This window comes from Flavobacterium chuncheonense, assembly GCF_042686145.1.
Classification (GTDB): domain Bacteria; phylum Bacteroidota; class Bacteroidia; order Flavobacteriales; family Flavobacteriaceae; genus Flavobacterium; species Flavobacterium chuncheonense.
Genome location: NZ_JBHUPC010000013.1, coordinates 733,201 through 759,383, shown reverse-complemented (window position 1 = coordinate 759,383; position 26,183 = coordinate 733,201). Strand labels below are relative to the sequence as shown.

The 26,183-nt window shown below is 34.6% G+C and carries 18 protein-coding genes and 2 tRNA genes; 5 read left to right on the top strand and 15 right to left on the bottom strand.

From position 1 onward, the window contains the following. Window positions 1–26 precede the first annotated feature (26 nt). From ACFS5J_RS11000 to ACFS5J_RS10965, 8 genes are read right to left on the bottom strand one after another with little or no spacing between them, the layout of a single operon-like run. The gene (locus ACFS5J_RS11000) at window positions 27–1,796 is read right to left on the bottom strand and encodes a cytochrome c oxidase subunit I (protein WP_379812214.1); all 1,770 of its coding nucleotides are present in this window, start codon (window positions 1,794–1,796) and stop codon (window positions 27–29) included. Between the two features lie 35 nt (window positions 1,797–1,831). Then, entirely contained in the window at window positions 1,832–2,995 is a 1,164-nt protein-coding gene (locus ACFS5J_RS10995; RefSeq protein WP_379812213.1) for a cytochrome c oxidase subunit II, read from the bottom strand. A gap of 21 nt (window positions 2,996–3,016) precedes the next feature. Next, entirely contained in the window at window positions 3,017–4,363 is a 1,347-nt protein-coding gene (locus ACFS5J_RS10990; protein WP_379812211.1) for a quinol:cytochrome C oxidoreductase, read from the bottom strand. Window positions 4,364–4,391: 28 nt separating this feature from the next. Next, window positions 4,392–4,937 (bottom strand): c-type cytochrome, encoded by a 546-nt coding sequence (locus ACFS5J_RS10985; protein ID WP_379812209.1) that lies wholly within the window; start codon window positions 4,935–4,937, stop codon window positions 4,392–4,394. Window positions 4,938–4,946: 9 nt separating this feature from the next. Then, window positions 4,947–5,471, bottom strand: coding sequence for a DUF3341 domain-containing protein (locus tag ACFS5J_RS10980; protein ID WP_379812208.1), 525 nt, complete (start codon window positions 5,469–5,471; stop codon window positions 4,947–4,949). A gap of 4 nt (window positions 5,472–5,475) precedes the next feature. Continuing rightward, entirely contained in the window at window positions 5,476–6,885 is a 1,410-nt protein-coding gene (gene nrfD / locus ACFS5J_RS10975) for an NrfD/PsrC family molybdoenzyme membrane anchor subunit (protein WP_379812207.1), read from the bottom strand. A gap of 31 nt (window positions 6,886–6,916) precedes the next feature. Continuing rightward, window positions 6,917–9,991 (bottom strand): TAT-variant-translocated molybdopterin oxidoreductase, encoded by a 3,075-nt coding sequence (locus ACFS5J_RS10970; protein WP_379812206.1) that lies wholly within the window; start codon window positions 9,989–9,991, stop codon window positions 6,917–6,919. A 34-nt stretch (window positions 9,992–10,025) separates the two neighbouring features. Next, the gene (locus ACFS5J_RS10965; RefSeq protein WP_379812205.1) at window positions 10,026–11,321 is read right to left on the bottom strand and encodes a c-type cytochrome; all 1,296 of its coding nucleotides are present in this window, start codon (window positions 11,319–11,321) and stop codon (window positions 10,026–10,028) included. Between the two features lie 218 nt (window positions 11,322–11,539). Here ACFS5J_RS10965 and ACFS5J_RS10960 point away from each other — a divergent pair, with 218 nt between their 5' ends. Together ACFS5J_RS10960 and ACFS5J_RS10955 are read left to right on the top strand one after the other, a co-directional pair. After that, window positions 11,540–11,929, top strand: coding sequence for an SPOR domain-containing protein (locus tag ACFS5J_RS10960; RefSeq protein ID WP_379812204.1), 390 nt, complete (start codon window positions 11,540–11,542; stop codon window positions 11,927–11,929). Window positions 11,930–11,967: 38 nt separating this feature from the next. Beyond that, window positions 11,968–14,175, top strand: coding sequence for a TonB-dependent receptor plug domain-containing protein (locus ACFS5J_RS10955; RefSeq protein WP_379812203.1), 2,208 nt, complete (start codon window positions 11,968–11,970; stop codon window positions 14,173–14,175). A gap of 80 nt (window positions 14,176–14,255) precedes the next feature. Here ACFS5J_RS10955 and infB read toward each other — a convergent pair whose 3' ends face one another. From infB to rimP, 3 genes are read right to left on the bottom strand one after another with little or no spacing between them, the layout of a single operon-like run. Next, window positions 14,256–17,120: a translation initiation factor IF-2 gene (infB, locus tag ACFS5J_RS10950; RefSeq protein WP_379812202.1), complete on the bottom strand. Its 2,865-nt coding sequence runs from the start codon at window positions 17,118–17,120 to the stop codon at window positions 14,256–14,258. Window positions 17,121–17,174: 54 nt separating this feature from the next. Next, a complete protein-coding gene (gene nusA / locus ACFS5J_RS10945) occupies window positions 17,175–18,413 on the bottom strand; it encodes a transcription termination factor NusA (RefSeq protein WP_379812201.1) in 1,239 nt (412 codons plus the stop codon). 13 nt (window positions 18,414–18,426) lie between these two features. Continuing rightward, window positions 18,427–18,894, bottom strand: a complete 468-nt coding sequence (rimP, locus tag ACFS5J_RS10940) for a ribosome assembly cofactor RimP (protein WP_379812200.1) — start codon at window positions 18,892–18,894, stop codon at window positions 18,427–18,429. 170 nt (window positions 18,895–19,064) lie between these two features. Here rimP and ACFS5J_RS10935 point away from each other — a divergent pair, with 170 nt between their 5' ends. Beyond that, window positions 19,065–19,889 (top strand): universal stress protein, encoded by an 825-nt coding sequence (locus ACFS5J_RS10935; protein WP_379812199.1) that lies wholly within the window; start codon window positions 19,065–19,067, stop codon window positions 19,887–19,889. 117 nt (window positions 19,890–20,006) lie between these two features. Here the strand turns inward: ACFS5J_RS10935 and ACFS5J_RS10930 are convergent. After that, a tRNA-Gln gene (locus ACFS5J_RS10930) sits at window positions 20,007–20,077 on the bottom strand. A gap of 242 nt (window positions 20,078–20,319) precedes the next feature. Next, window positions 20,320–20,390, bottom strand: a tRNA-Gln gene (locus ACFS5J_RS10925). Window positions 20,391–20,573: 183 nt separating this feature from the next. On the opposite strand from ACFS5J_RS10925, the gene ACFS5J_RS10920 reads away from it, so the two are divergent. Both ACFS5J_RS10920 and ACFS5J_RS10915 read left to right on the top strand, forming a co-directional pair. Beyond that, window positions 20,574–23,774, top strand: coding sequence for a protein O-mannosyl-transferase family (locus ACFS5J_RS10920; RefSeq protein ID WP_379812198.1), 3,201 nt, complete (start codon window positions 20,574–20,576; stop codon window positions 23,772–23,774). Between the two features lie 53 nt (window positions 23,775–23,827). Further along, window positions 23,828–24,466, top strand: a complete 639-nt coding sequence (locus ACFS5J_RS10915) for a polysaccharide deacetylase family protein (RefSeq protein WP_379812197.1) — start codon at window positions 23,828–23,830, stop codon at window positions 24,464–24,466. Here ACFS5J_RS10915 and ACFS5J_RS10910 read toward each other — a convergent pair. Both ACFS5J_RS10910 and ACFS5J_RS10905 read right to left on the bottom strand, forming a co-directional pair. After that, complete coding sequence (locus ACFS5J_RS10910) at window positions 24,463–24,759, bottom strand: thioredoxin family protein (RefSeq protein ID WP_379812196.1); 297 nt, start codon at window positions 24,757–24,759, stop codon at window positions 24,463–24,465. The genes ACFS5J_RS10915 and ACFS5J_RS10910 overlap by 4 nt on opposite strands. A gap of 75 nt (window positions 24,760–24,834) precedes the next feature. Next, window positions 24,835–26,064 (bottom strand): metallophosphoesterase, encoded by a 1,230-nt coding sequence (locus ACFS5J_RS10905; protein ID WP_379812195.1) that lies wholly within the window; start codon window positions 26,062–26,064, stop codon window positions 24,835–24,837. Window positions 26,065–26,183: the final 119 nt, after the last annotated feature.

Here is a 26,183-nt window from a genome sequence, read left to right as displayed (position 1 = left end):
TTTTGTATTATCTTAAAGAAAGAATCTTAATGGTGTAATTGCTCTTCACCTTCTTTCATTGGAACCGTTTGTGGCACGAAATCATCATCATGACCTGGCTTGCTGTAATCGTAAGCCCATCTGTGTACTTCAGGGATTTCACCTGGCCAGTTACCGTGAATGTGCTCAACTGGAGTAGTCCACTCTAATGTGTTAGATTTCCATGGGTTTTGAGTAGCTTTTTTACCGTAGAAAATGCTGTAGAAGAAGTTCCAGAAGAATACTACTTGGAAAGCAGCTCCTATAATAGCAAATACAGTAATTAAAACGTTTACATCTGTTAACTCATCAAATAATGGGAAAGCTGAGTTTGTATAGTAACGTCTTGGTAAACCAGCCATACCTACAAAGTGCATTGGGAAGAAAACCCCATAAGCACATACTGCAGTTACCCAGAAGTGAACATAACCTAAAGTTTTATTCATCATTCTTCCGAACATTTTAGGAAACCAGTGGTATACACCAGCGAAGAATCCGTATAAAGCAGAGATACCCATTACTAAGTGGAAGTGCGCTACAACGAAATACGTATCGTGAACGTTAATATCCAAAGTACTGTCTCCAAGGATGATTCCTGTAAGACCTCCAGAGATGAAAGTTGATACTAATCCGATAGAGAACAACATCGCAGGGTTCAATTGTAAATTACCTTTCCATAAAGTTGTAATGTAGTTAAACGCTTTTACAGCTGATGGAATAGCAATTAATAAAGTTGTGAACGTAAATACAGAACCTAAGAAAGGATTCATACCAGATACGAACATATGGTGACCCCATACAATTGTAGATAAGAAAGCAATTGCAAGAATCGAAGCAACCATGGCTCTGTAACCAAATATTGGTTTTCTAGAGTTTGTTGCAATAATTTCAGATGTAATACCTAATGCAGGTAATAATACGATATATACTTCAGGGTGACCTAAGAACCAGAATAAGTGCTCAAACAATACTGGAGAACCACCTTGGTAATGTAAAACTTCACCTGAAATAAAGATATCAGAAAGATAAAATGACGTTCCGAAACTTCTATCGAAAATTAATAAAAGGGCAGCAGAAAATAATACTGGGAAAGAAACAATACCAATAATAGCTGTAACAAAAAACGCCCAAATAGTTAATGGTAATCTTGTCATTGTCATCCCCTTAGTTCTCATGTTAATAACAGTAACAACATAGTTCAAAGACCCCATTAAAGAAGATGCAATGAAAATTGCCATAGACACTAACCATAAAGTCATACCTAAACCTGAACCAGGTATTGCTTGTGGCAAAGCACTCAATGGAGGGTAAATTGTCCATCCTGCAGAAGCTGGTCCCGACTCAATAAACAATGATGAAACCATTATTACAGATGACAAGAAGAACAACCAGTATGAAAGCATGTTCATAAATCCAGAAGCCATATCTCTTGCACCAATTTGTAATGGAATTAACAAATTACTAAACGTTCCACTTAATCCTGCAGTCAATACAAAGAATACCATGATTGTACCGTGTATTGTAACTAATGCTAAATAAATATCATTACGCATTACACCATCTGGAGCAAATTTTTCACCTAATAAAAATTTAAAAATTCCAAATGATTCTCCTGGCCAAGCAATTTGCATACGGAAAAGTATTGACATCATTACTCCGATAACTCCCATTATCAAACCAGTAATTAAATATTGCTTAGCAATCATCTTATGGTCAAGACTAAATATATATTTAGTAATGAACGTTTCTTTGTGATGACCGTGTTCGTGTGCTGACATAATCTTACTCTATTATTTTATATCTATCTTATAAACTATTTTACTACTTGAGCTAAAACTTGTGTTGAATCAACTACTACAGTTTCGATAACCTCTTCAGTCATAACTGGAGCCGCTGGTGCTTCTACAGGATTAGCATCTGCCCATTGCTTAGCAAGTGTAGGTTGTTCGCTTAACCATTTTTTGTAATCTTCAGGTGTATCGACAACTATCTTCATTTGCATGTTGTAATGAGAAGCTCCACAAATTTTGTTACATAATAATAAGTAATCAAAGGTATATGGATCTAAAGCTTCTTCACCTTTAGCTACTAACTCTTTACTTTTTTCAGCTCTGATTTTGTTAATTTTAGCCACTTTAGCTACAATTCCTTCATCTTCTCTCATTTGAGCAGTTGTCATAGTAGGAACAAAAGCAAACTGAGTAATCATACCTGGAACACAGTTCATTTGCGCTCTAAAGTGAGGCATGTAAGCAGAGTGCAGTACATCTTGTGAACGCATTTTGAACACTACTTTTTTACCCACTGGAATGTGTAATTCAGTAACAACTTTATCATCTTGTGCAGCAGCATCAGATAAATCAACTCCTAAAGTATTAATACCTTCGATGAAACGAACGTTAGCTTTACCTAAAGTGTTATCTTCACCAGCATAACGTGCTTCCCAACTAAATTGTTTAGCATATAATTCTACATACATTACATCTTCGTCTTCATCATAGTACATGATTTCATTCCAAGTGTACAATCCGTATAAAATTAAACCAGCTAATACAATTACTGGAATAATTGTCCAAATAGCTTCTAATTTGTTGTTATCTGCAAAGTATAAAGCTTTTTGACCAGCTCTACCTCTGTATTTAAATGCAAAATAGTGTAATAAAAACTGTGTTAAACCTTGAACGATGAAAATGATAGCAAACGAAATATACATTAAGTTATCATAATCTGGTCCATGTTCTGATGCAGGGGTTCCTAAAACTAAATCACCCCACGCAAACAATCCGTAGATTGTAAAGATATAAATGAAGGCTACAAAAGCAAACATTAAATATCCATTAGTACTATTATCTTTATCATTAGCAACTTCAGAATTTTCATCTGCAGAGCCAATTTGAGTCAAATCGAAAATTTTAGTTAATTGCCAAACAGCAATTCCAATTAAAACTAAAACTAAGAATATCAATAAACTTGTCATTTGTTTATTTCTTTTTAAATATTAATAATGAAAATGTTTGCTTTCCTCAATTAATGGATTTCCTTTTGGCTCTAGTGGCGCTTTAGTTAATGTTGTGAACACAACAAAAATAAACAATCCTAAGAAAAATGCAATTGAACTTATTTCTGGCAAACCTATGAACCATTGGTCACCAACTGTTGCAGGCATAATCATGTTGAAGAAATCAATATAATGACCACATAAGATTACGATACCAGCCATAACAATAATCCATGATAAACGTTTGAAATCTGTGTTAACTAAAATTAGTAATGGGAAAACAAAGTTCATAACTAACATACCAAAGAATGGTAATTTATAGTGCTCAATTCTAGTTACAAAGTAAGTAACCTCTTCTGGTATATCAGAATACCAAATTAACATGAATTGAGAGAACCATAAATACGTCCAGAAAATACTGATACCAAACATGAATTTAGCTAAATCATGCAAGTGGCTTGTATTTACATTTGGTAAATATCCTTTTGATTTAAGGTAAATAGTAATCAATGCAATTGTAGTAATACCACATACAAAGAAACTTGCAAATACATACCATGCAAATAATGTACTGTACCAGTGAGGGTCAACAGACATAATCCAATCCCAAGACATTAACGATTCTGTAACAATAAAGATTACTAAGAATGTAGCTGCTAACTTGAAATTTTTCTTGTAAGGAATGAAACTTGTAGCTGTATCTTGATCAATAGAATATTTACGCATTTTCATACGGAAGAAGTTCCATAATAACAAGAATACAACCGCTCTACCTAAGAAAAATGGTACGTTTAAGTATCCTGATTTACCTTGAATTAAGTGATCGTGTGCAACTACTTCCGGATCCATCCATACAAATAAATGGTTCATGTGCATACCTGCAGCAACTAAAACTAAGATAAAAATAATCGATCCTGGCAACAAATAACCTGTTATACCTTCCATCACTCTGAAAAGTATAGGAGACCATCCTGCTTGTGCTGCATACTGAATAGCGTAGAATGCTAAAACTCCAACACTAAGCAACATGAAGAAAATACAAGCAACGTAGAATGCCGCCCAAGGTTTATTTTGCTGTTGGTGTAAAACGTGCTCTAAGTGTGCTTTGTGTTCAGCATCAGCATGTTTAACATCTGTATTATGAGCTCCATGTGCATCTGCAACAGCATGAGTTGCATGAGCGTCATGAGAAGTAGCTTCTGCATGATGTCCATGGCTTTCTGATAACATTTGTTCAACTTCTTCTGTACTACTTGGAGCCGACATAAACCCAATAGCAATACCAACTACTCCTAAAAGCATTAAGGCAATTGAAAAAGTTTTTAATTTACTTGAAAACGTATACATATCAATTATTTTCAAAAAAGTTTTTAAATTATAATTCTGATCTTAGTTTTAAAACGTAATCCGCTACTTGCCAACGCTCTTCTTGCGTCAATTGATTAGCGTGAGAACCCATAGAGTTTAATCCATAAGTTTCTACGTGATAAATACTACCTGCGGTAATTTCTCTGTCTTTATAGCTAGGAACTCCCAAAAATTTCTCTCTCTTTACTAAATTCCCTTTTCCATCACCTTTTTCACCGTGGCAAATTGCACAATAAACATCGAACAATTGCTTTCCTCTCTCGTGATCAATTTGATCAGCCGCTAATGGCGATACTAAACTAGCTTTTGCCAATTCATATCCTTCGGTAGTATTTGGAATTTCATAAGGAACAAACCCTCTCTTGATAGAACCTTCTGCAGGTAACTGACCTTCTTTTCCATTTGCAAATACTCCATGTTCTGAATACGTTTCGTAAGGAACAGCTTCGTACATGTTTGGAAAAAACTGATAGTTAGGTTTTGATTCATTGAAACAAGATGTCGCCATGAAAGATAAACCAACTACTGTTACTATTTTATATAAGCTTTTCATATCTCGGTATTAATGCTTTTCAATTACTTTAACTTCAACAGCTCCTGTATTTTTGAAGAAAGAAATCATTTCTTCTTCGTTACCATGAACTCCTACTTCCATTAAGAAATGGTCATCAGTTGTTCTTACATCAGGATTTTCAGCTTGTTTGAATGGCCATAATTTACTTCTCATATAGAAAGTAATTACCATTAAGTGAGCTGCAAAGAAAACAGTTCCTTCAAACATTACTGGCACAAACGCTGGTAAGTTTTGATAAAATGCGAAACTTGGCTTTCCTCCAATATCTTGTGGCCAATCATTAATCATAATATAATTCAACAATGTTGTATATAATGAAAGACCTACTAATCCGTAAAGAAAAGCACAAATTGCTAATCTTGTTGGTGCTAATCCCATAGCTTTATCTAGACCATGGACTGGAAAAGGTGTGTAAACCTCTTCAATATGATGATGTGCTGCTCTTGTTTGCTTAACAGCATCCATTAATATATCATCATCATTATATATAGCGTGTATAACTTTATTACTCATGATATTAATGATTATCTGAATGATTATGACCGTTTAACTCTCTTTCTCTTTTATAATTATCTCCAGATGATTTTAAGATAGTCTTAACCTCTGCTTGAGCAATTACTGGGAAACTTCTAGAGTATAATAAGAATAATACGAAGAAGAATCCAATTGTTCCGATGAAAATACCAGCATCTACAAATGTAGGTTGGAACATTGTCCATGAAGATGGTAAGTAATCACGGTGTAATGAGGTAACGATAATTACGAAACGCTCAAACCACATACCTACGTTTACCACGATAGAAATAAGGAACGACCAGAAAATACTTGTTCTAATCTTTTTTAACCACATTACTTGAGGAGAGATTACGTTACAAGTCATCATCAACCAATATGACCACCAGTAAGGTCCTGTAGCTCTATTTAAGAAAGCATACTGCTCATACTCCACTCCAGAATACCATGCAATGAACAACTCCGTAATATATGCTGTACCTACAATAGATCCAGTAATCATGATTACAATGTTCATCAACTCAATGTGCTGGATTGTAATATAATCTTCTAAGTTTGATACTTTTCTCATGATGATCAACAATGTGTTTACCATCGCAAATCCAGAGAAGATTGCACCCGCAACGAAATACGGAGGTAAGATTGTTGTATGCCATCCTGGAATAACAGAAGTAGCGAAGTCAAAAGATACAATCGTGTGTACCGAAAGTACAAGAGGTGTAGCTAAACCAGCTAATACTAAAGATACCTCTTCAAAACGTTGCCAGTCTTTTGCTCTACCACTCCATCCGAAAGATAAAGTAGAATAGATTCTTTTTGTAAATGGTGTAATTGCTCTATCTCTTAACATTGCGAAGTCAGGCAATAAACCAGTCCACCAGAAAACTAATGATACCGATAAATAAGTTGAAATCGCGAATACGTCCCATAATAATGGCGAGTTAAAGTTAACCCATAAAGATCCAAATTGATTTGGAATTGGAAGTACCCAGTATCCTAACCATGGTCGACCCATGTGGATGATTGGGAACAATCCTGCTTGCATTACCGAGAAAATCGTCATCGCTTCTGCAGAACGGTTAATAGCCATTCTCCACTTCTGACGGAATAATAATAATACAGCTGAAATTAAGGTTCCTGCGTGACCGATACCTACCCACCAAACAAAGTTTGTGATATCCCACGCCCAACCTACAGTTTTATTTAATCCCCATGTACCAATACCTGTAGATATCGTGTAAATCATACAACCTAATCCGTAAAGGAAAGCTGTTAAGGCAATTGAAAATACAATCCACCATTGTTTATTTGCTCTTCCTTCAACAGGCTTAGCAACATCTACAGTAACATCGTGGTAGGATTTATTTCCTACTACTAAAGGTTTTCTAATGGGTGCTTCGTAATGAGACGACATAATCCTTTATATTGTTTCTATTAATTAATACTTATTTATCGTTTCTAACTTTAACGTGATAGAATACATTTGGTTTAGTACCAATATGCTCTAATAAATGATACATTCTTTCGTCTTTCGCTAAAGCAGCTACTTTACTTTCTGTATCATTCACGTCTCCAAATACCATCGCTCCACTAGAACAAGCTGCAGAACATGCTGTTTGGAATTCTCCATCTTTTACTAATCTACCCTCACGTTTTGCTTGTAACTTAGTAGCTTGAGTTTTTTGGATACACATTGAACATTTCTCCATAACCCCACGTGAACGTACATTAACATCTGGGTTCAACACCATACGACCTAAATCATCATTCATATGATAATCAAACTCGCTGTTTTTGTTATATAAGAACCAGTTGAAACGTCTTACTTTATAAGGACAGTTATTCGCACAGTAACGAGTACCCACACAACGGTTGTAAGCCATATGGTTTTGCCCTTCACGACCATGAGAAGTTGCCGCTACCGGACATACTGTTTCACAAGGTGCATGGTTACAGTGCTGACACATTACTGGTTGGAAAGCAACCTGAGGATTTTCAGATGGATCTTCCATACTTGTTAAAGTGTCAATAGAATTAAACAATCCAGAAGTACTTCCTTTTAATTCAACATCACCTTCAAAAGTATCTTGAGATGAGTAGTATCTATCAATACGCAACCAGTGCATATCCCTACTTCTTCTAATTTCAGATTTACCAACTACCGGTACGTTGTTTTCAGCGTGACATGCAATTACACAAGCTCCACAACCAGTACAAGCATTCAAGTCGATTGATAAATTAAAATGATGTGCAACACTTCTATCAAAAGAATTCCATAAATCAACTTCTGTAGCAGGAGTTTCTTTGTGGTCTAATGATACCATTGGAACTGGATTCCAAATTGCAGCATCTTTAGTATTGAATATTTCAAGAGTCGTCTCTTTTATGATATCACCACGACCCATTAATGTTTTTTGTAACTGAACACAAGCAAATTCATGAACTCCTTCAGCCTTTTCAATAGTTACATTTTGAACACTATTAAAATCTTTGTATAAAGTATAGGCGTTAACACCTGTTTGCATTTCTTGTTTCAATGCTGCAGTTTTACCATAACCAAATGCTAAACCTACAGTACCTACAGCTTGACCTGGCTGAATAATAACAGGAACTGTAAGACTACTTCCATTTACATTTACTTTAGCATAATAACCATTTAATCCTCCATTCGCATCGTGCAAAGTTCTTTCTGTTAAAGAACTCATCGGCATAGCCAAACCTAAAGTCTCAGCATCTTTCTTAGAAACAGTTAAATAATTGTCCCAAGATATTCTCGTAATTGGATCTGGGAACTCTTGTAACCATGGGTTGTTCGCTTGTTGACCATCACCCATTCCCGTTTTAGTATACAAAACCAAATCTAGACCTGCAGACTTAGCTTGTCCTAATTTAGAAGCTGAAGACGTTACATCAATAGTATTTGCAGTTAAAGCCGAAGTTTCAACAGTTGCAAAACCATCGTGTACTACTTGATTCCATGATTTTCCAACAATTTTAGTTGAAGCAAAACCTTTTAAATAATCGTAGTAAGCAACATTATTTCCTGTCCAAGACAATAAAGCTTCTTGGAATTGTTTTGTATCGAATAACGGACGGATTGTTGGTTGCATTACACTGTAATGACCTCTAGACATTGTAACATCAGCCCAAGACTCTAAGTAGTGAGGAGCAGCAGCAGCAATTGTAGCTAAACTAGCCGTCTCATCTTCTTTCATAGAGAAAGCAACTGATAATTTCACTTTCTTCAATCCATCAACAAAATCTTTTGAATTTGGCAATGTATAAACTGGATTAACACCACTCATAATAAGCGTATGAACATTACCAGCTTTCATATCTGCTACTAATTGCGCAACAGCTTTTGCATTACCTTGTCTTGTTAATTTAGCAGCATTCGGATTGAATGCATTTGACATCAACGCATTGTTAATCGCAAGAACTAATAATTGCGCATCAACATCATCTAAACCAGAAACTAAAACTCCGTTAGCTCCAGCAGCTTTTAATTGTTGTGCCGCTTTCATTACTTCTGCATCTTTAGCTAACTTTCCAGTAGCAACAGAAGCACCTGTGATAACATTGTATATTTTTACTAACGCTTGCTTTTGATCCGCAATCGTTAATGGAATTCTTTTGTCTGCATTAGCTCCAGCTAAAGACATGTTAGCCTCAATTTGGATATGCTTAGACATTTTTCCATTTTTAGGAATACGTCCTTGTGCATAACCAGCATCATATCCTCCACCTTGCCAATCTCCTAAAATATCAGCACCAACAGAAACAATAACATCAGCTTTTGAAAAATCGTATCCTGCTAAAGCTCTTACTCCGTAAACAGCCTCAAACGCATCTAAAGCATTTGACTCTGAAACAGCATCATAAACCACATGCTTAACAGTTGGATATTTAACTTGCAAATCAGCAATTAAAGCATCAGTTGATGGACTAGCTGTAGTATTCGTTAAAAGTACTACATTACCACCATTAGAAGCCGTATCATTCAAGCTCGCTTGAACCTTAGCATTCACCTCATTCCAAGTCGCATCTTTACCAGCAATTTTTGGTTGCTTTAAACGCATACTATCATAAAGTGACAATACCGATGCATGCACTCTTGCATTAGCTCCAGTAATTGATCCTTCTAAATTATTGTTCTCAACTTTAATTGGACGACCTTCACGTGTCTTGATTAGAATGTTTGCAAAGTCAAAACCATCTGCGATTGTTGTAGCATAAAAATCTGCAACACCTGGAATGATTTCCTCAGGTTGAACAACATAAGGAATTGATTTTACAACTGGACCTTCACACGCAGCCAATGATGCAGCTGCAGTACTAAATCCTACATATTTCAAAAAGTCACGACGAGATGTTGACGAAGATGATAAAGTTTCTTTATCCCCTAAAAACTCATCCACAGGGATTTGCTCAACAAACTCATTGTTTCTTAGCGTCTCAACAATAGAGCTATTTTCGTTTAGCTCTTCAACACTTTTCCAGTATTTTTTGTTTGATGCCATATTGTATATTGATATTAGCTTCTAAAATTATTTATTAATAGTGGCACTTACCACATTCTAAACCTCCCATTTGCGCAGCAGTCAATTGCTCAACTCCATATTTCTTAGAAAGTTCTTCGTGTATTTTCTTGTAATACTCATTATCCTCAACTTTCACATTTGTCTCTCTGTGACAGTTTATACACCATCCCATTGTCAAAGATGAATGTTGCTCCATAATTTCCATTTCCTCAACCGGACCGTGACAAGTTTGACATTCAACACCAGCAACAGTTACGTGTTGAGAGTGGTTAAAATAAACAAAGTCTGGTAAATTATGAATTCTAACCCATTTTACAGGCTCAGTTTTTCCAGTATAAGCTTGTTTCGATGCATCCCATCCCACAGCTTTATACAACTTTTGAATTTCATCGTTATAGTTAACCCCGAATCCTTCACCTTCAGCTAAAGTTTCTGGAGCAACCTCAGAAATATTTTTATGACAGTTCATACAAACATTCAACGAAGGAATATTTGAATGCTTACCAACTCTTGCAGCAGAGTGACAGTATTTACAATCAATACCATTATCCCCAGCGTGGATTCTGTGCGAGTAATGAATTGGCTGAACCGGCTTATACCCCTGATCCACACCTACTTGCATTAAAAACCCATAAGCAAAATAAGCAGCAAACAACAAGAAGAAAATTGTTGAAACCAAAACTAAAAATTGATTTTTAGCAAAAGCTTTCCATAATGGCAACGATTTTTCTCTTTGAGAAACATCTATTCCGTTTGCTTTAGTAAATTTCGTTAAAGCAGTATTCACCATGAACAACATCACAATCAACACCCCTAAAACCATCACTAAGAATCCTAAAATAACATTATTAGAGATTCCAGATTCACTTGAAGCAACCTCAGTTCCAGGACCCCCAGTAGGAATCTTAACTTCAGCCTTAGGCTCCATGGCATACGCCAAAATATTATCGATATCAGCATTTGACAATTGAGGGAAGATTGTCATTGCCTTTTTATCATTCTCATTGAAGATTTTTACCGCCGTAGCGTCACCTGACTTAATAAGTTCAGTATTGTTTCTGATCCATTTATAAAGAAATTCCTTATCATATTTATCAGCCACACCTCTTAACGCTGGCCCTGTCATCGTCTTATCCAAATGGTGACAAGCAGCACAATTAGCATTAAACAACTCTTTACCTTTTGCCGTGTCACCACCCGCAGTTTCTGGAGCAGCATCTTGAGCAAATACAGACAAAGAAAAAGATAGCGATAGCGCTAAACTGAAGAAAATCTTTGAAAACGATTTATGGTTACCCACCTTTTTCATATTTATTAAATGATTATCGTGTCAATTTTGGTATGATTTTAGTAGTACAAATACATACTAATAGCACACTTTATTTTAAACTCCGACAAAAATACGATATTCGGCCAATTATAAAAACCTTAATATTATCTTAAAACGCAATTTATACTTATTCTAAATAACCACATCTGTTTTGTATAACCCCAGAAATTGTATTTTTGTATATATAAATATTCATAATGAGAAATTTAGCATTCAAATCAACCTTAATTATTAGCTTAACCACTTTATTTTTTTCAACCAAAAGTATTGCTCAAGAGGAGAAAACCAAAGTAATTCAAGACCCTAAATTTGAACAATTACTTAAGGAGAAACAAAAAATCAATGCAAGCATTGCAATAAACAATAGTTATAAAATTCAAATCTTTTACGGAAACGGTTCAGAAGCTGAAAAAAAGCGAGCAGAATTTGTAAAAACCTACAAAGATATTGAAGCAACAATTGTTTATGCAAACCCCACCTTTAAAGTTTATGTAGGTAGTTATAAATCTAGGCTACATGCTGAAAAAGCCTTAACTCGCATAAAAGAAAAATATCCGACTGCTTTATTAATTAAACCCGGAAAATAAAACTTTATCAGTAGTAAGACTACTATAAAACAATAAGAATGAGAGTACCACTCCTTATAATAATAGGCGCTATTTATAGCGCCTCTTTTTGTCAAACACCTAAAGACAGCCTATCATCCACTCCACTAGATGAAGTAATCGTAAGCTCTAAAAAAACTCTAAATACTGCAACAAATAACCCCGTTCAAATTACCACAATTTCAACAGTGGAGATAGAATTCCAAAACTTTCAAAACACAGCAGATGCATTACAAAATTCTGGAAGTTTACACGTTCAAAAATCACAACAAGGTGGCGGCAGTCCAGTAATTAGAGGATTTGAAGCGAACAGAATACTATTACTTGTCGATGGAGTTAGAATGAACAATTTAATCTTTCGCGCAGGTCATTTACAAAATGTAATTACAGTCGATGAAAACTTACTCGATAACATCGAAATATTTTACGGACCATCCTCTACGCTTTTTGGGAGTGATGCACTAGGTGGTGCAGTAAACATGAATACCAAAAACACCCCATTTTCAGATACAAAAAATGGCGCTATTAACAGCAATATTGCATCGCGATATAGCTCTGCCAACCAAGAAAAATCAACCTACTTTGACTTGAGTTTTTCTAGAAAAAAAATTAGCACATTAACCGCATTCTCGTATAACAACTTTGGAGATTTACGAATGGGAAAACAAAAAAATCATAATGGTGATTACTTTGGTGAACGTCCTTTTTACGTTAGTACTAACAATGACGGTATAGATTACATAGTTGCTAACGATAAACCTCTCATACAAAAACAATCAGGTTACGAACAATATAATTTGATGCAAAAAATAAATTACAAAACATCAAAAAACTATATTCATGGTTTAAACTTTCAATATTCCACAACTTCAGATGTACCACGTTACGACCGACTAACCGATCCTTCTTCAACAACAGTATTGAAAAATGCAGAGTGGTATTACGGACCACAAAAAAGACTATTAGCCATTTACAGTTTAAATAAATCAAATAGCATATTAAATAGTGATTTGCACTTCAACACCGCCTACCAAAAGGTAAAAGAAAGTAGAAATACTAGAAAATTTGGCAATTTAAATTTAGAACACAACTTAGAAGATGTCAACATGTTTTCACAAGCATTGAACTTACATAGGAAATTCGAAGCAGGTGAAATTTTTTACGGTATTGAATCATACTATGAAACTTTGAACTCAACAGCGTATTCAGAAAACATAATAACAGGAGTACGATCTTCCATCGCTACACGCTACCCTAATGGAAACAACTATATGTCACGAAATGAAATCTACATTTCCTATAATGGATGGAATACTACCAAATTGTTTTGGAATGCAGGAACAAGAATTGGATATACCACATTAAAAAGCTCAATTGACGATAATAGTATATTTACTTTACCTTTCAACACTGTCAATCAAAATAATTTCACCTATAGCGGAACCGTAAGCCTCACCCATAAAACCACCAAAAACATCACACTCAAAACCAATTTAAGTTCCGGTTTTAGGGCACCTAATATTGATGATTTAGCAAAAGTATTTGACTCAGGAAATGGTATTTTAATAGTTCCAAATACAGATTTAAAACCTGAAAAAACAATTACAGCAGATTTAGGAATTATTCTAAAATCAACAAACCGTCGTTTTGAAACTAACAATACATTTTATTACACTAGAATGTTTGATGCAATAATAACCGATACTTTCACTTTTAACAACCAAAACACAATATTATTCAATGATGAAGAAAGTACAATATATGCCAATCAAAATAAAGGTAAGGCTTTTGTAACAGGATTTTCGACACAGCTACGATTTGACATTACTAAGACATTTCGAGTAACAAACAACTTCAATTATACTTTTGGACGAATCATAGATTCCGATGATTCAAAAGCGCCATTGGATCACATCCCTCCTTATTATGGAAAAGTTGGATTGATGTATCATAAAAATTTGGCAACATTAGAAGCATACGTGTTATATAATGGTAAAAAGGATATTAAAGATTACTATCTAAATGGAGAAGACAACGAGCGTTATGCTCCAGAAGGGGGGATGCCCGCTTGGGAAACCTACAACTTGAAAACAAGTTTCATTGTATATAAAGCGATAACACTATTTGCAGGTATAGAAAACATTCTAGATACTCAATATCGAGTTTTTGCTTCTGGTATAAATGCTCCAGGAAGAAACATCTTCGGAGGATTAAAATGTAGTTTTTAAAAGCTCCTCAAAAAACAACTTCAATAAAACAAAAAATCCCAAGCTGACACTTGGGATTTTTCTATTAATAAACTGATTTATTATTTCAATTTTTTCTTTACTTCAACCTCTTGGAAACATTCAATTACATCATACTCTTTCAAGTCATTGTAATTCTTAATCTGCATACCACAGTCGTAACCTTTTGAAACTTCTTTTACGTCGTCTTTGAAACGTTTTAATGCAACCAATTCTCCAGTGTAAATAACAACACCTTCTCTGATTAAACGAATTTGACCGTTACGTAATATCTTACCATCAGTAACCATACATCCAGCAATTGTTCCAACTTTAGAAATTTTAAATAACTCTCTAACTTCAGCAGTACCTGTAATCTCCTCTTTTAATTCTGGAGACAACATTCCTTCCATTGCATCTTTAACATCATCGATCGCAGCATAAATAATAGAATAGTTACGGATATCAATTTCTTCTTTTTCAGCTAAAGTTTTTGCATTTCCTTGCGGACGTACATTAAATCCAATAATAATTGCATCTGAAGCAGAGGCTAACAATACATCAGATTCGGTAATTGCTCCAACCCCCTTATGGATAATATTGATTTGAATTTCTTCCGTTGATAATTTTGAGAACGAGTCTGATAATGCTTCTACAGAACCGTCAACATCCCCTTTAAGGATAATGTTTAATTCTTTAAACTGTCCTAATGCAATACGACGACCAATCTCTGCAAGAGTAATGTGTTTTTGCGTACGAACCGATTGCTCACGTTGTAATTGTGTACGTTTAGCCGCAATTTGTTTTGCTTCTCTTTCGTCTTCGTATACATTAAATTTATCCCCTGCTGTTGGAGCGCCATCTAATCCTAATACCGATACTGGAGTTGATGGCCCTGCTTCTTTCACATTGTTACCACGCTCATCAAACATGGCTCTAATTTTACCGTGATTTTTACCTGCTAATACATAGTCTCCCACTCTTAAAGTACCAGCTTGTACTAAAATTGTAGAAACATATCCACGTCCTTTATCCAACTGTGCTTCAACCACAGTACCTAAAGCTGGTCTATCTGGGTTTGCTGTAAGCTCTAAAATTTCAGCTTCAAGCAATACTTTTTCTAATAATTCCTTAACACCTAAACCTGTTTTAGCCGAGATGTCATGCGATTGGTATTTACCACCCCACTCTTCAACTAACAAGTTCATAGCTGCTAACCTTTCTTTAATCTTTTCTGGATTGGCTGTAGGTTTATCCACTTTATTGATAGCGAAAATCATTGGCACACCCGCTGCTTGAGCATGACTGATAGCCTCTTTTGTTTGTGGCATGATATCATCATCAGCTGCAATCACAATAATAGCAATGTCCGTAACTTGAGCTCCACGAGCACGCATCGCTGTAAAGGCCTCGTGACCTGGCGTATCCAAGAAAGCGATTTTTTGACCATCTTCCAATTCTACACCGTATGCACCGATGTGTTGTGTAATACCTCCTGACTCACCTGCAATAACATTTTCTTTACGGATATAATCCAATAAAGATGTTTTACCGTGATCCACGTGACCCATTACTGTAACAATAGGCGCTCTATGTTTTAAATCTTCTGGTTTGTCTTCAATAACTTCAGCAGCCTCTTCAATATCAGTTGTTATAAATTCAACTTCATAACCAAACTCATCAGCAACGATTGATAATGTTTCTGCATCTAAACGTTGGTTCATGGTAACCATGATTCCTAATGACATACAAGTTCCGATTACTTTTGTAATTGGCACATCCATCATAGTAGCGATTTCACCTACCGTAACAAACTCAGTAACTTTTAAAATTTTATTTTCAAGTTCTGCTTGTTGTTGTTCGTCATCTAAACGTTGACGGTGTGTATCTCTTTTATCTTTACGATATTTAGCTGCTTTTGAACCTTTCTTACCTTTACCTTGAAGTCTCTCAAGTGTTTCTTTAATCTGGTTTTTAACCTCTTCCTCAGTAGGCTCAGTTTTTTGAACGACTACTTTTTTGCCTTTATTAAAACGGTCTTTTGAGAAGTCTTTTTTAGCACCCGGTGCACCACCTCCTTGTTGATTTGGAGTTGATCCTCCTGGAGTAGGCTTCGTAATACGCTTACGTTTATTTTTGTTTGCAGCATTACCAGCACCTGGAGCTCCAGGTTTTGCATCACCAGGCTTTTTAACATCCTTGCGAGGCTCAATTTTCTTTTTCGGCTTATCAAACTGCGTTAAGTCAATTTTTTGACCTGTAAAAGTTGCTCCAGAAAGTTTTTGATAATTCGTTTTAATAATATCTTCTTCTGTTGAAGTTTCTGGCTGTTTCTCTTCCTTCACCACCTCTTTAACCTCTGGTTTCTCTACCTTAGGTGTTTCTACTTTAGGAGCTTCCTTTTTAGGTTGCTCTTCTGTAACAACTTTTTCTTCTTTTACAATTGCTGGCTCAACCTTTTCAATTTTCTCTGCTTTAGGAGTTTCAGGCTCAACAACAGGTTGCGTTTCCTTAACAGGTTCAACTGTTTTTTCAACTACAACCGGAGGAGTCACAGGCGCCTCTTGTTTTGGCTCTGGAGCTTTAGTAGGATTTAAATCAATCTTACCAACTGCTTTAGGTCCAGACAAAACAGCTCTTGCCTTTATAACTTCTTGTCTTTGCTTTTCTTCCTGCTGACGCTTAAGCTCTTGCTCTCTTTCAAGTTCACGCTTAAGTGCTTCTTTTTCCTTCTTCTTTTCTTCACTTACCTCTAAAGAAGCTTCTTTTTTCCCTTTATCTGCAGAAAACTGATTGCATAAGACATCATACTCCTCTTGTGAGATTTTTGCATTAGGACTTGATTCAATTTCATGATTCTTTTCCTTTAAAAAGTCCACAGCTCTCTCAAGAGAAATGTTTAACTCCCTTAAAACTTTGTTGATTCTTATTACTCTTTTATCAGACATATAATCTTTTTAATAATTCTTGTTTTTTTTGTGTTGCTAGTAGTTTAGTAAAAATTAGTCTTCTAATTCTTCTTTTAAAATGCGTACTACATCTAAAATAGTTTCTTCCTCTAAGTCTGTTCTTCTTACTAAATCTTCAACATCTTGATTTAAAATACTACGCGCTGTATCCAAACCAATTTTTTCAAATTCTTCGATAATCCAACTTTCAATTTCGTCTGAGAACTCTCTCAACTCAACGTCATCGATTTCTTGAACTCCTTCACGTATAACATCTAATTCATAACCTGTTAACAAGCTTGCCAATTTAATGTTATGTCCTCCTCTACCGATTGCTTTCGACACTTCTTCAATTTTCAAGAAAACTTCTGCTTTTTTGTTTTCTTCGTCGATTTTAACCGTAGACACCTTTGCTGGACTCAACGCTCTGGTAATATACAATTGAACGTTATTAGTATAGTTAATAACATCAATATTCTCATTCCCTAATTCACGAACAATACCATGAATACGAGAACCTTTCATACCAACACATGCTCCAACAGGATCAATTCTATCATCATAAGAATCAACGGCTACTTTTGCCTTTTCACCAGGAATTCTTACAACTTTTTTAACCGTAATTAAACCATCAAATACTTCCGGAATTTCTTGTTCGAATAACTTCTCTAAGAATTCAGGAGCAGTTCTTGACATTATAATTTGAGGCTTATTACCTTTTAATTCAACATTTTCAATGATACCTCTTACGTTATCACCTTTTTTGAAGTAATCATTAGGAATTTGTTTTTCTTTTGGCAAAACAATTTCATTTCCTTCATCATCCATCAAAATTACAGCTTTTGGACGAACATGATGCACCTCTGCTGTATAAATATCACCAATTAAATCTTTAAATTGTTTATAAAGATTTGTATTGTCATGCTCATGAATTTTAGAAATCAAGTTTTGACGCAATGCTAAGATAGCTCTTCTTCCAAGTTGAAACAACTTCACCTCTTCTGACACTTCTTCTCCTACTTCGAAATCTGGTTCAATTTTTCTAGCATCAGACAATGAGATCTCAGAGTTTTCATCTTCTACTTCACCATCTTCAACCACTGTACGATTTCTCCAAATTTCCATATCTCCTTTATCAGGATTTATAATAATATCGAAATTATCGTCTGAACCATATTTCTTTTTCAATGCATTACGAAATACATCTTCTAAAATTGCCATTAAGGTAACTCTATCAATGAGTTTATCGTCTTTAAACTCTGAAAACGATTCAATTAACGCAATATTCTCCATGTCAACTCTTTATTTAAAATGATATTATAACTGTTGCTTCTTTTATATCCGTATACGGTAAAACCAATTTTTTTTCTACCGTTTCTTTTCCTTTACCTACTTTCTTCGGTTCTCTAGCTTTCCACTCTAATGTAACCGCTTCTTCTGTAGCAGCAGTAATTTCAGCCTCTATAACATCAGCTGTTGTTGTAACAACTTTCAATTTTCGACCTATGTTCTTTTTATACTGACGCACCATCTGCAAAGGTCTTGAAACACCTGCAGAAGCAACTTCAAGAGAAAAATCAAATTCTTCTCTATCCATATTATTCTCAATCGCTCTACTTATATCGATACAATCTTGCAAATTAACCCCATTATCACCATCTATAATGACATTTACTTTACTATCTTCACTTATCTTCAAATCGATCAAAAACAAGGACGGACGCTCTAATAAAGCATCTTGCAACAACTGATTAATTTTCTCTTTAAACATCATATGGTATAAAAAGAGGCACGCAGTGCGTGCCTCATTATCTAACTGCTAATAAATAATTGATGCAAATATACATATATTTTTTAAACTAAAAAAAAATTGTCAATATGATATTATTTTAGTAATTTTATAATGTAAAAAATTTACTACCAAAACTTTTTTAATACTGACTTATGAAAAAAATTCTTGTACCAACAGATTTCTCAAAACACGCGGAATACGCCCTAAAAGTTGCTGCTCAAATTGCCAAACAAAATGACGGAGAAATATTTTTAATCCACATGCTAGAGCTACCGACTTCTGGAAATGATGCATTGTCTAGCGCACATGAAATTCCAGAATTAATGCTTTTCAAAAATGCAGCCATTGCAAAACTTGACGAGATAATGGAAGCTGACTACTTAAAAGGAATCAATGTATCTAAAATCATTCAGTTCGAAATGGCTTTTGAAGGCATCATCAAAAATGGCGAAGCTCACAATATTGACTTGATTGTTATGGGGTCTCATGGCGCAAAAGGCTTCCAAGAAATGTTCATCGGATCCAATACAGAAAAAGTAGTTCGTAATTCAAACGTTCCTGTTTTAGTAATCAAAAACGAGCACGAAAGCTTTAGCGCCAATAAATTTGTTTTCGCATCAGATTTTTCAAGTGAAATTGCTAAACCATTTGAAAAAGCAATTGAATTTGCTAAAAAATTCAATTCACATATTCACCTAGTAAACATCAACACTCCGAATAATTTCAAATCAACTCGAGTTGCACAAAAAGCAATGGATGAATTTATCGAGCAATTTGATTTCAAAAACGTAAGCACACACATCTACAATGATATCAACGTTGAAAAAGGAATTTTACATTTCGCCAAAAGCATTGAAGCCGACATTATTGGCATGAGTACACACGGCAGAAAAGGAATTTCACACTTCTTCAATGGTAGCATCAGCGAAGATTTAGTAAACCACGCAAAACGACCTGTAATTACTTTCAAAATATAATCACTAAAAAACCAGTTTTAAAACTGGTTTTTTAAATTCACCTACACTTTTAAACAAAGCATAAATCAACCAACTATAAAACTAAAAAACTCCGACATTTCTATCGGAGTTTTTTTGTTGGCCCACAAGGACTCGAACCTTGAATGACGGTACCAAAAACCGGAGTGTTACCATTACACCATGGGCCAATTATCAATCAACAATTTCTTTACTTATATAGCAACTTTGTCAATTCGAGTGCAAATGTAATACATATTTTTAAACTTGCAAATTTTCACCAACTCTATCACCATTTTTTTTTAATCAAAAAACAACCATTAAAAAAGCCAGTTGATTTAACTGGCTTTTTTATTTTCCGCCCAATGTAACATTGAACAAATCAAACAACTATAAAACTAAAAAACTCCGACATTTCTATCGGAGTTTTTTGTTGGCCCACAAGGACTCGAACCTTGAATGACGGTACCAAAAACCGGAGTGTTACCATTACACCATGGGCCAATTATTGACAATGATTTTGTTACAAGTGAAGTAATTTCGTCATTGCGAGTGCAAATGTAGTACATATTTTTAAACCCGCAAACTTTTTATAAAAAAATATTAAAATTATTTTTTTACACCTTCAATGTCCAAAAAAATAGTTTCTTTGTAATACTAAAAGTTATCAATAAATCATACAATTATATGACGCCAATAAACTTTAAAAAGTGGAACACCATTTTAGGTTGGATAGTTTTTGCTTTTGCTCTGATTACTTACTCTTTAACTGTAGAACCAACAATTAGTTTTTGGGATTGTAGCGAATATATTGCAACATCAGCCAAATTAGAAATCGGACACCCTCCTGGAGCACCTCTATTTCAAATGCTAGGGGCCTTTTTTGCTATGTTTGCTACTAGCGCCGATAAAATTGCACTAATGGTAAACATGATGTCGGTATTCTCAAGCGCCTTTACTATACTATTTATGTTTTGGTCGTTAACTTTACTCATGAAACGCCTTTTCATTAAAAACAATACAGATAATAATACTTTAAAAATGGTATTAGGCAGTTCTTTCATTGCATCCTTAGCCTTTACATTTACCGATAGCTTTTGGTTCAATGCAGTAGAAGCAGAAGTATATGCAATGGCCTCATTATTAATCGCTGTCCTTTTATGGTTAGGATTAAGATGGGAGCAAGATATGGACAAACCTAAAGGAAACAAATGGCTGCTGATAATTTCATTAGTTGTCGGATTGTCCTTCGGTGTTCACTTTATGGCCTTGTTGACAATACCTTCAATTGGCTTTTTATATTATTTTAAAAAATATAAAAACATCACTCCAAAAAGTTTTATACTAGCAAACATTGTAATTATTGCAGTATTACTTTTCATCTTTAAATTATTACTCCCGTACACTTTAGCCTTTTTTGGTAAAACAGAAATTTTTATGGTTAACAGCTTAGGCTTACCTTTTAATTCGGGAACCATCTTTGCTTTTGTAGTGATAATCGCCCTTTTTTACTTTGGATTAAACTATACTCGCAAAAAAGGACATGTTTTTTACAACACTATAATTTTATCAATTCTTTTTGTTTTAATTGGTTTCTCTACTTGGTTCATGCTACCAATTAGAGCAAATGCTAACCCTCCAATCAACGAAAACAAACCTTCGGATGCAGCAGAGGTATTGGCATATTATAATAGAGAACAATATGGAGAACAAAAATTATTTTTCGGTCCTCAATTTTCACATGCATATTCTGGTTTAGACGAAAACAATCCGTATTTAGATGAAAAACCTAACTACGAAAGGGATTATAATACAGGTAAATATATCATTACCAACAACTTTAAAAACGCTAAACAAAACACAGACGACAATCATAAAGGATTCCTTCCAAGAATGTGGAGTGACGACCACAGTGTTAATTACATGAGCTTCACTGAACCATTGGATTTTAGAATTAAATCCGAATACTCAGATGCTCAAGAATTAGTAGATATTGTTGCACAATTCAGAACTGCATTTAACAGCGGTCGTCTCGACTTAGAGGATTACGATAGCTTCTTAAAAAGCTATGGAGAGTACTTGGTGGTTGAAAAACCGTCATTTGCCAACAATATGAAATTCATGTTTGAATATCAATTTGGATACATGTATTGGCGCTATTTAATGTGGAACTTTGTTGGTAGGCAAAGTGATATCCAATGGAAAGGTGATCACTTAAATGGAAATTGGATAAGCGGAATTGAACCTCTAGACGCAATACGACTAGGCAATCAAAGTCAGTTAACATCGGACATGAAAAACAACAAAGGACGTAATACTTATTTCTTCCTTCCTTTCATCTTGGGGGTTATCGGAATGATTTTCCACGCTCGTAAAGACTTAAAAAGCTTCTATGTATTACTTGTATTATTCTTATTTACTGGTATTGCATTAAAAATATACTTAAACGAAAGACCATTTGAACCTAGAGAAAGAGATTACGCCTTAGTAGGATCATTCTATGTTTTTGCAATGTGGATCGGATTTGGAATATACGGCATTTACGAAGGTTTAAAGAAATATTTACAACCTAAAGTTGCTGTTCCGGTTGTTTTAACCATTTCTATGCTAGCAGCACCGGTGTTGATGGCTAAAGAAAACTGGGACGATCACAATCGTTCTAAAAAATATACTGCTCTTGCAATGGCAAAAGCTTATTTGGATTCATGCGAAGAAAATGCAATACTTTTCACAATTGGCGACAACGACACCTTCCCACTTTGGTATGCGCAAGAAGTAGAGCATTACAGAACAGATGTAAGAATTGTAAATACTAGTTTATTCATGACCGATTGGTATATCGATCAAATGAAGAGAAAAGCTTACGAATCTGACCCCGTTCCAATTTCGTTCACCCATGAACAATATAGAGGTAGTAATAGAGATTACAGTTTCTTAATTGAAAAGACAAAAGACTCTATTACTTTGGATAATTTAATCCAATTCATGTCTTTGGATGATGAAAGAGCAAAAATTGAATTGAGAAGTGGTCAATCGGTTAACTATTTCCCAACGGATAAAATAGTTATTCCTATTGACAAGGAGCGTATTATTAAAAACAAAGTTGTAGCACCGAAATACTACGACTCAATCGTTCCGATGATACAGTTTAAAATCAAGAAAGACGCATTATACAAAAACCGTTTAATGATGCTTGATATCATCAACCAAAACAACTGGAAACGCCCTGTGTACTTTACAGGAGGAAGTTTTGGAGAAGAAGACTACTTATGGATGAAAGACTATCTTGAACTTGACGGTTTATGCTTTAAACTAGTTCCTATCAAAACGGCTCAAAAAGGAAGACCTAACCCAATGGAAATGGGATTCATTGATTCTGATAAAAATTATGCAATTTTCAAAAATCTTGATTGGGGTAATAGTGGTAGTCCTGAAATCTATCACGATCCTGAAACGAGAAGAAACGGAATTACCTACAGAACCAATTTAGCCCGATTAATGGAAACATTAATCAATGAGGGTAAAAATGAAAAAGCCAAAGAAATTATTGAAATAGCAATGGAAAAGATGCCAATTGACTATTTTGAATATTACACTTTAGTGGAACCTTTTGCAGAAGGTTCATATGAAATAGGTAAAAAAGATGAAGCGCGAAGCATTTTATCACATTTGATACGCAAGTACCAAGAAGAGTTAACCTATTACAACTCACTTTCAAATCGTGATCAAAACGAATATGTTTACGAAATCAGTTCGAGTATTGAACGCTACCGAAGCCTTCTTGAAATTATGAAAAAACAAGGCGATCTTGATTTTTACAACCAAGAAAAAGTAAAATTCAACAATTACAACAAAATGTTCCTTCGCTTTGGAAGAGACATGGAATAAGAAAAAAAGCAAGTCAGTTATTCACTGACTTGCTTTTTTTAAACCCAAATACAATGAAATTTGTCAAAACAAGTAAATGGCTCAAACTACTCTTTCCAAATTACATTTGGTCTATTTCTAATACTTCTAAAAAAGTCTATCTCACTTTTGACGATGGACCTATTCCGCATGTAACCGAATGGGTTTTGGATATTTTAAAACAAGAAAATATAAAAGCTACTTTCTTCTGTATTGGTGAAAATATTAAAAAAAATCCCGATATCTTTAAACGTATTTTGTCAGAAGGACATAGTATTGGCAACCACACCTACAACCATTTGAATGGATGGAACACTCAAACGGGAACTTACTATAAAAACGCAATGCTTTGGGAAACCACAACAAGTGAAGTTAGTCACTCCTTACCTAAGCGAAAACTTTTCCGTCCACCTTATGGAAAAATCAAAAACAAGCAAGCAAAAATGCTGCAAAAAATGGGTTATGAAATTATAATGTGGGAAGTATTGAGCTATGATTTTGATACTAAAACCACAAAAGAAAAGTGTTTGGAAAATGTATTAAAAAACACAACACAAGGCAGTGTCATTGTTTTTCATGACAGCTTAAAGGCAAAATCAAATCTTGAATTTGCTTTACCTAAAACCATTGCAGCTTTAAAATTAAAAGGATTTCAGTTTGACCGAATCCGTTAAACTTGCTCTTGAACCAATGTTATCAAAGTGTTTGCATCTAGCTCTCCACTTTGCCTCCACACCATTTGTCCCGATTTATAAATCATCAGCGTAGGAAGCCCTTTAACCCTTAAAGCATCAGCGAGTTCTTTATTTTTATCAACATCAATTTTAATAACTTTTGCTTTATCCCCTAGTGCCGCAGCCACATCGCGAATAACTTCATTCATCATCATTGATGGCTCATTCCATTCTGTAAAAAAATCAATCAATACAGGCACTTGAGCATCGATAAGTTCTCCAAATTTTGACATAAAAGATGATTTTTGTTCTCAAATAAATTAATTCTATCAAAGAAAGCAATATACAAATGTAGCATTTTTACCGGATTACGCTAATTTTTCGCCCTTTTTTAGTTCTAATACTGTAATTTCCGGCATAATTCCTACCCTACCAGGATACGCATGAAACCCAAATCCACGGTTTACATAAATATGACGCCCATTGTTTTCATACATCCCAGCCCATTGCTTATACACATACTGAACAGGACTCCACTTTATCCATCCTGGCACTTCTATTCCAAATTGAAATCCATGTGTATGGCCAGAAAGTGTTAAATGATAATGATCTTCATGATGTTGCACTTCTGCATCCCAATGACTCGGATCATGACTCATCAAAATTTTAAAATCCTCTTTTGATAAGCCTTCAGAAGCTTTTTTCAAATCACCTGCTTTCTTAAAATGTAATCCCCAATTTTCTACTCCCACTAATTTAATACTATCATTCTCATTTTGAATGGTCACATTCTCATTTAACAATAACTTAAAATCTATCTGACGGTGTAAATCTTTTATCGCTTCAAAATTTGCTGCTTTGTCTGCTTCAGAATCCCAATCAAAATACTCACCATAATCATGATTCCCTAAAACCGAATATTTACCGTATTTTGGGTTATAAATTCCTTTAAAAGTCTCAATCCAAGGATGCATTTCACTCGCAACCGTATTCACAATATCACCAGTAAATAAAACCAAATCTGATTGCTGACCGTTTATCAAATCGATTGCATATTGAATTTTCTCGGAATCATCAAAACTTCCACTGTGAATATCTGAAATATGTGTAATAGTTAAACCGTCAAAACTATCTGGTAAATCAGGAAAAAAAACTTTTTTACGAATTACTTTAAAATTATATTTCCCAACTGTCATACCATACAATAAAGAACTAAATGGGATTGCTGCTAAACCAAGCGCAATTTGACTCACAAACCTTCTTCTGTTTGGTAAGAATGTATCCATATCGGTTGTTCCTAAGAAGTGAATTAAAACTCCAGCCAAAAAACGATAGATATCTTCTCCCAGCAAAACAATGGTAATTACTACCTTGGGTAAAATGGTAATTAAAAACAACCCAATTGTATACATCGATTGGCGATTCTGTCCACTACCTCTATCATGAGCATATACAAACAAAGCAATATAAGTTATAATTGCAAGCGATACTAAAACATAAATACCCAGAACCCATTTTGATTTAAAAACGGTTTTTACTGCTTGAAAAGAGTACAATTCGACCAACAAAACTAATATTATAGGGATAATCCAACGCATTTTATTTTTTTATACAAAAGTAACCAACTCCTTGAACAATAGCCTCCTGTATTAATTCAATTTTAACAAACATTTTTTAATTAAGAATTGTATTTTTACCTTTTGAATAAAATTCCACT

Excerpts from the sequence above, each read along its gene's own strand:
- nusA (WP_379812201.1), bottom strand. The coding sequence starts at position 18,413 with ATGGAGAATATTGCGTTAATTGAATCGTTTTCAGAGTTTAAAGACGAT.
- ACFS5J_RS10960 (WP_379812204.1), top strand. The coding sequence starts at position 11,540 with ATGAGAAATTTAGCATTCAAATCAACCTTAATTATTAGCTTAACCACT.
- ACFS5J_RS10915 (WP_379812197.1), top strand. The coding sequence starts at position 23,828 with ATGAAATTTGTCAAAACAAGTAAATGGCTCAAACTACTCTTTCCAAAT.
- ACFS5J_RS10955 (WP_379812203.1), top strand. The coding sequence starts at position 11,968 with ATGAGAGTACCACTCCTTATAATAATAGGCGCTATTTATAGCGCCTCT.
- ACFS5J_RS10985 (WP_379812209.1), bottom strand. The coding sequence starts at position 4,937 with ATGAAAAGCTTATATAAAATAGTAACAGTAGTTGGTTTATCTTTCATG.
- infB (WP_379812202.1), bottom strand. The coding sequence starts at position 17,120 with ATGTCTGATAAAAGAGTAATAAGAATCAACAAAGTTTTAAGGGAGTTA.
- ACFS5J_RS10970 (WP_379812206.1), bottom strand. The coding sequence starts at position 9,991 with ATGGCATCAAACAAAAAATACTGGAAAAGTGTTGAAGAGCTAAACGAA.
- rimP (WP_379812200.1), bottom strand. The coding sequence starts at position 18,894 with ATGATGTTTAAAGAGAAAATTAATCAGTTGTTGCAAGATGCTTTATTA.
- nrfD (WP_379812207.1), bottom strand. The coding sequence starts at position 6,885 with ATGTCGTCTCATTACGAAGCACCCATTAGAAAACCTTTAGTAGTAGGA.
- ACFS5J_RS10980 (WP_379812208.1), bottom strand. The coding sequence starts at position 5,471 with ATGAGTAATAAAGTTATACACGCTATATATAATGATGATGATATATTA.
- ACFS5J_RS10905 (WP_379812195.1), bottom strand. The coding sequence starts at position 26,064 with ATGCGTTGGATTATCCCTATAATATTAGTTTTGTTGGTCGAATTGTAC.
- ACFS5J_RS10935 (WP_379812199.1), top strand. The coding sequence starts at position 19,065 with ATGAAAAAAATTCTTGTACCAACAGATTTCTCAAAACACGCGGAATAC.
- ACFS5J_RS10990 (WP_379812211.1), bottom strand. The coding sequence starts at position 4,363 with ATGTATACGTTTTCAAGTAAATTAAAAACTTTTTCAATTGCCTTAATG.
- ACFS5J_RS10920 (WP_379812198.1), top strand. The coding sequence starts at position 20,574 with ATGACGCCAATAAACTTTAAAAAGTGGAACACCATTTTAGGTTGGATA.
- ACFS5J_RS10910 (WP_379812196.1), bottom strand. The coding sequence starts at position 24,759 with ATGTCAAAATTTGGAGAACTTATCGATGCTCAAGTGCCTGTATTGATT.
- ACFS5J_RS11000 (WP_379812214.1), bottom strand. The coding sequence starts at position 1,796 with ATGTCAGCACACGAACACGGTCATCACAAAGAAACGTTCATTACTAAA.
- ACFS5J_RS10965 (WP_379812205.1), bottom strand. The coding sequence starts at position 11,321 with ATGAAAAAGGTGGGTAACCATAAATCGTTTTCAAAGATTTTCTTCAGT.
- ACFS5J_RS10995 (WP_379812213.1), bottom strand. The coding sequence starts at position 2,995 with ATGACAAGTTTATTGATATTCTTAGTTTTAGTTTTAATTGGAATTGCT.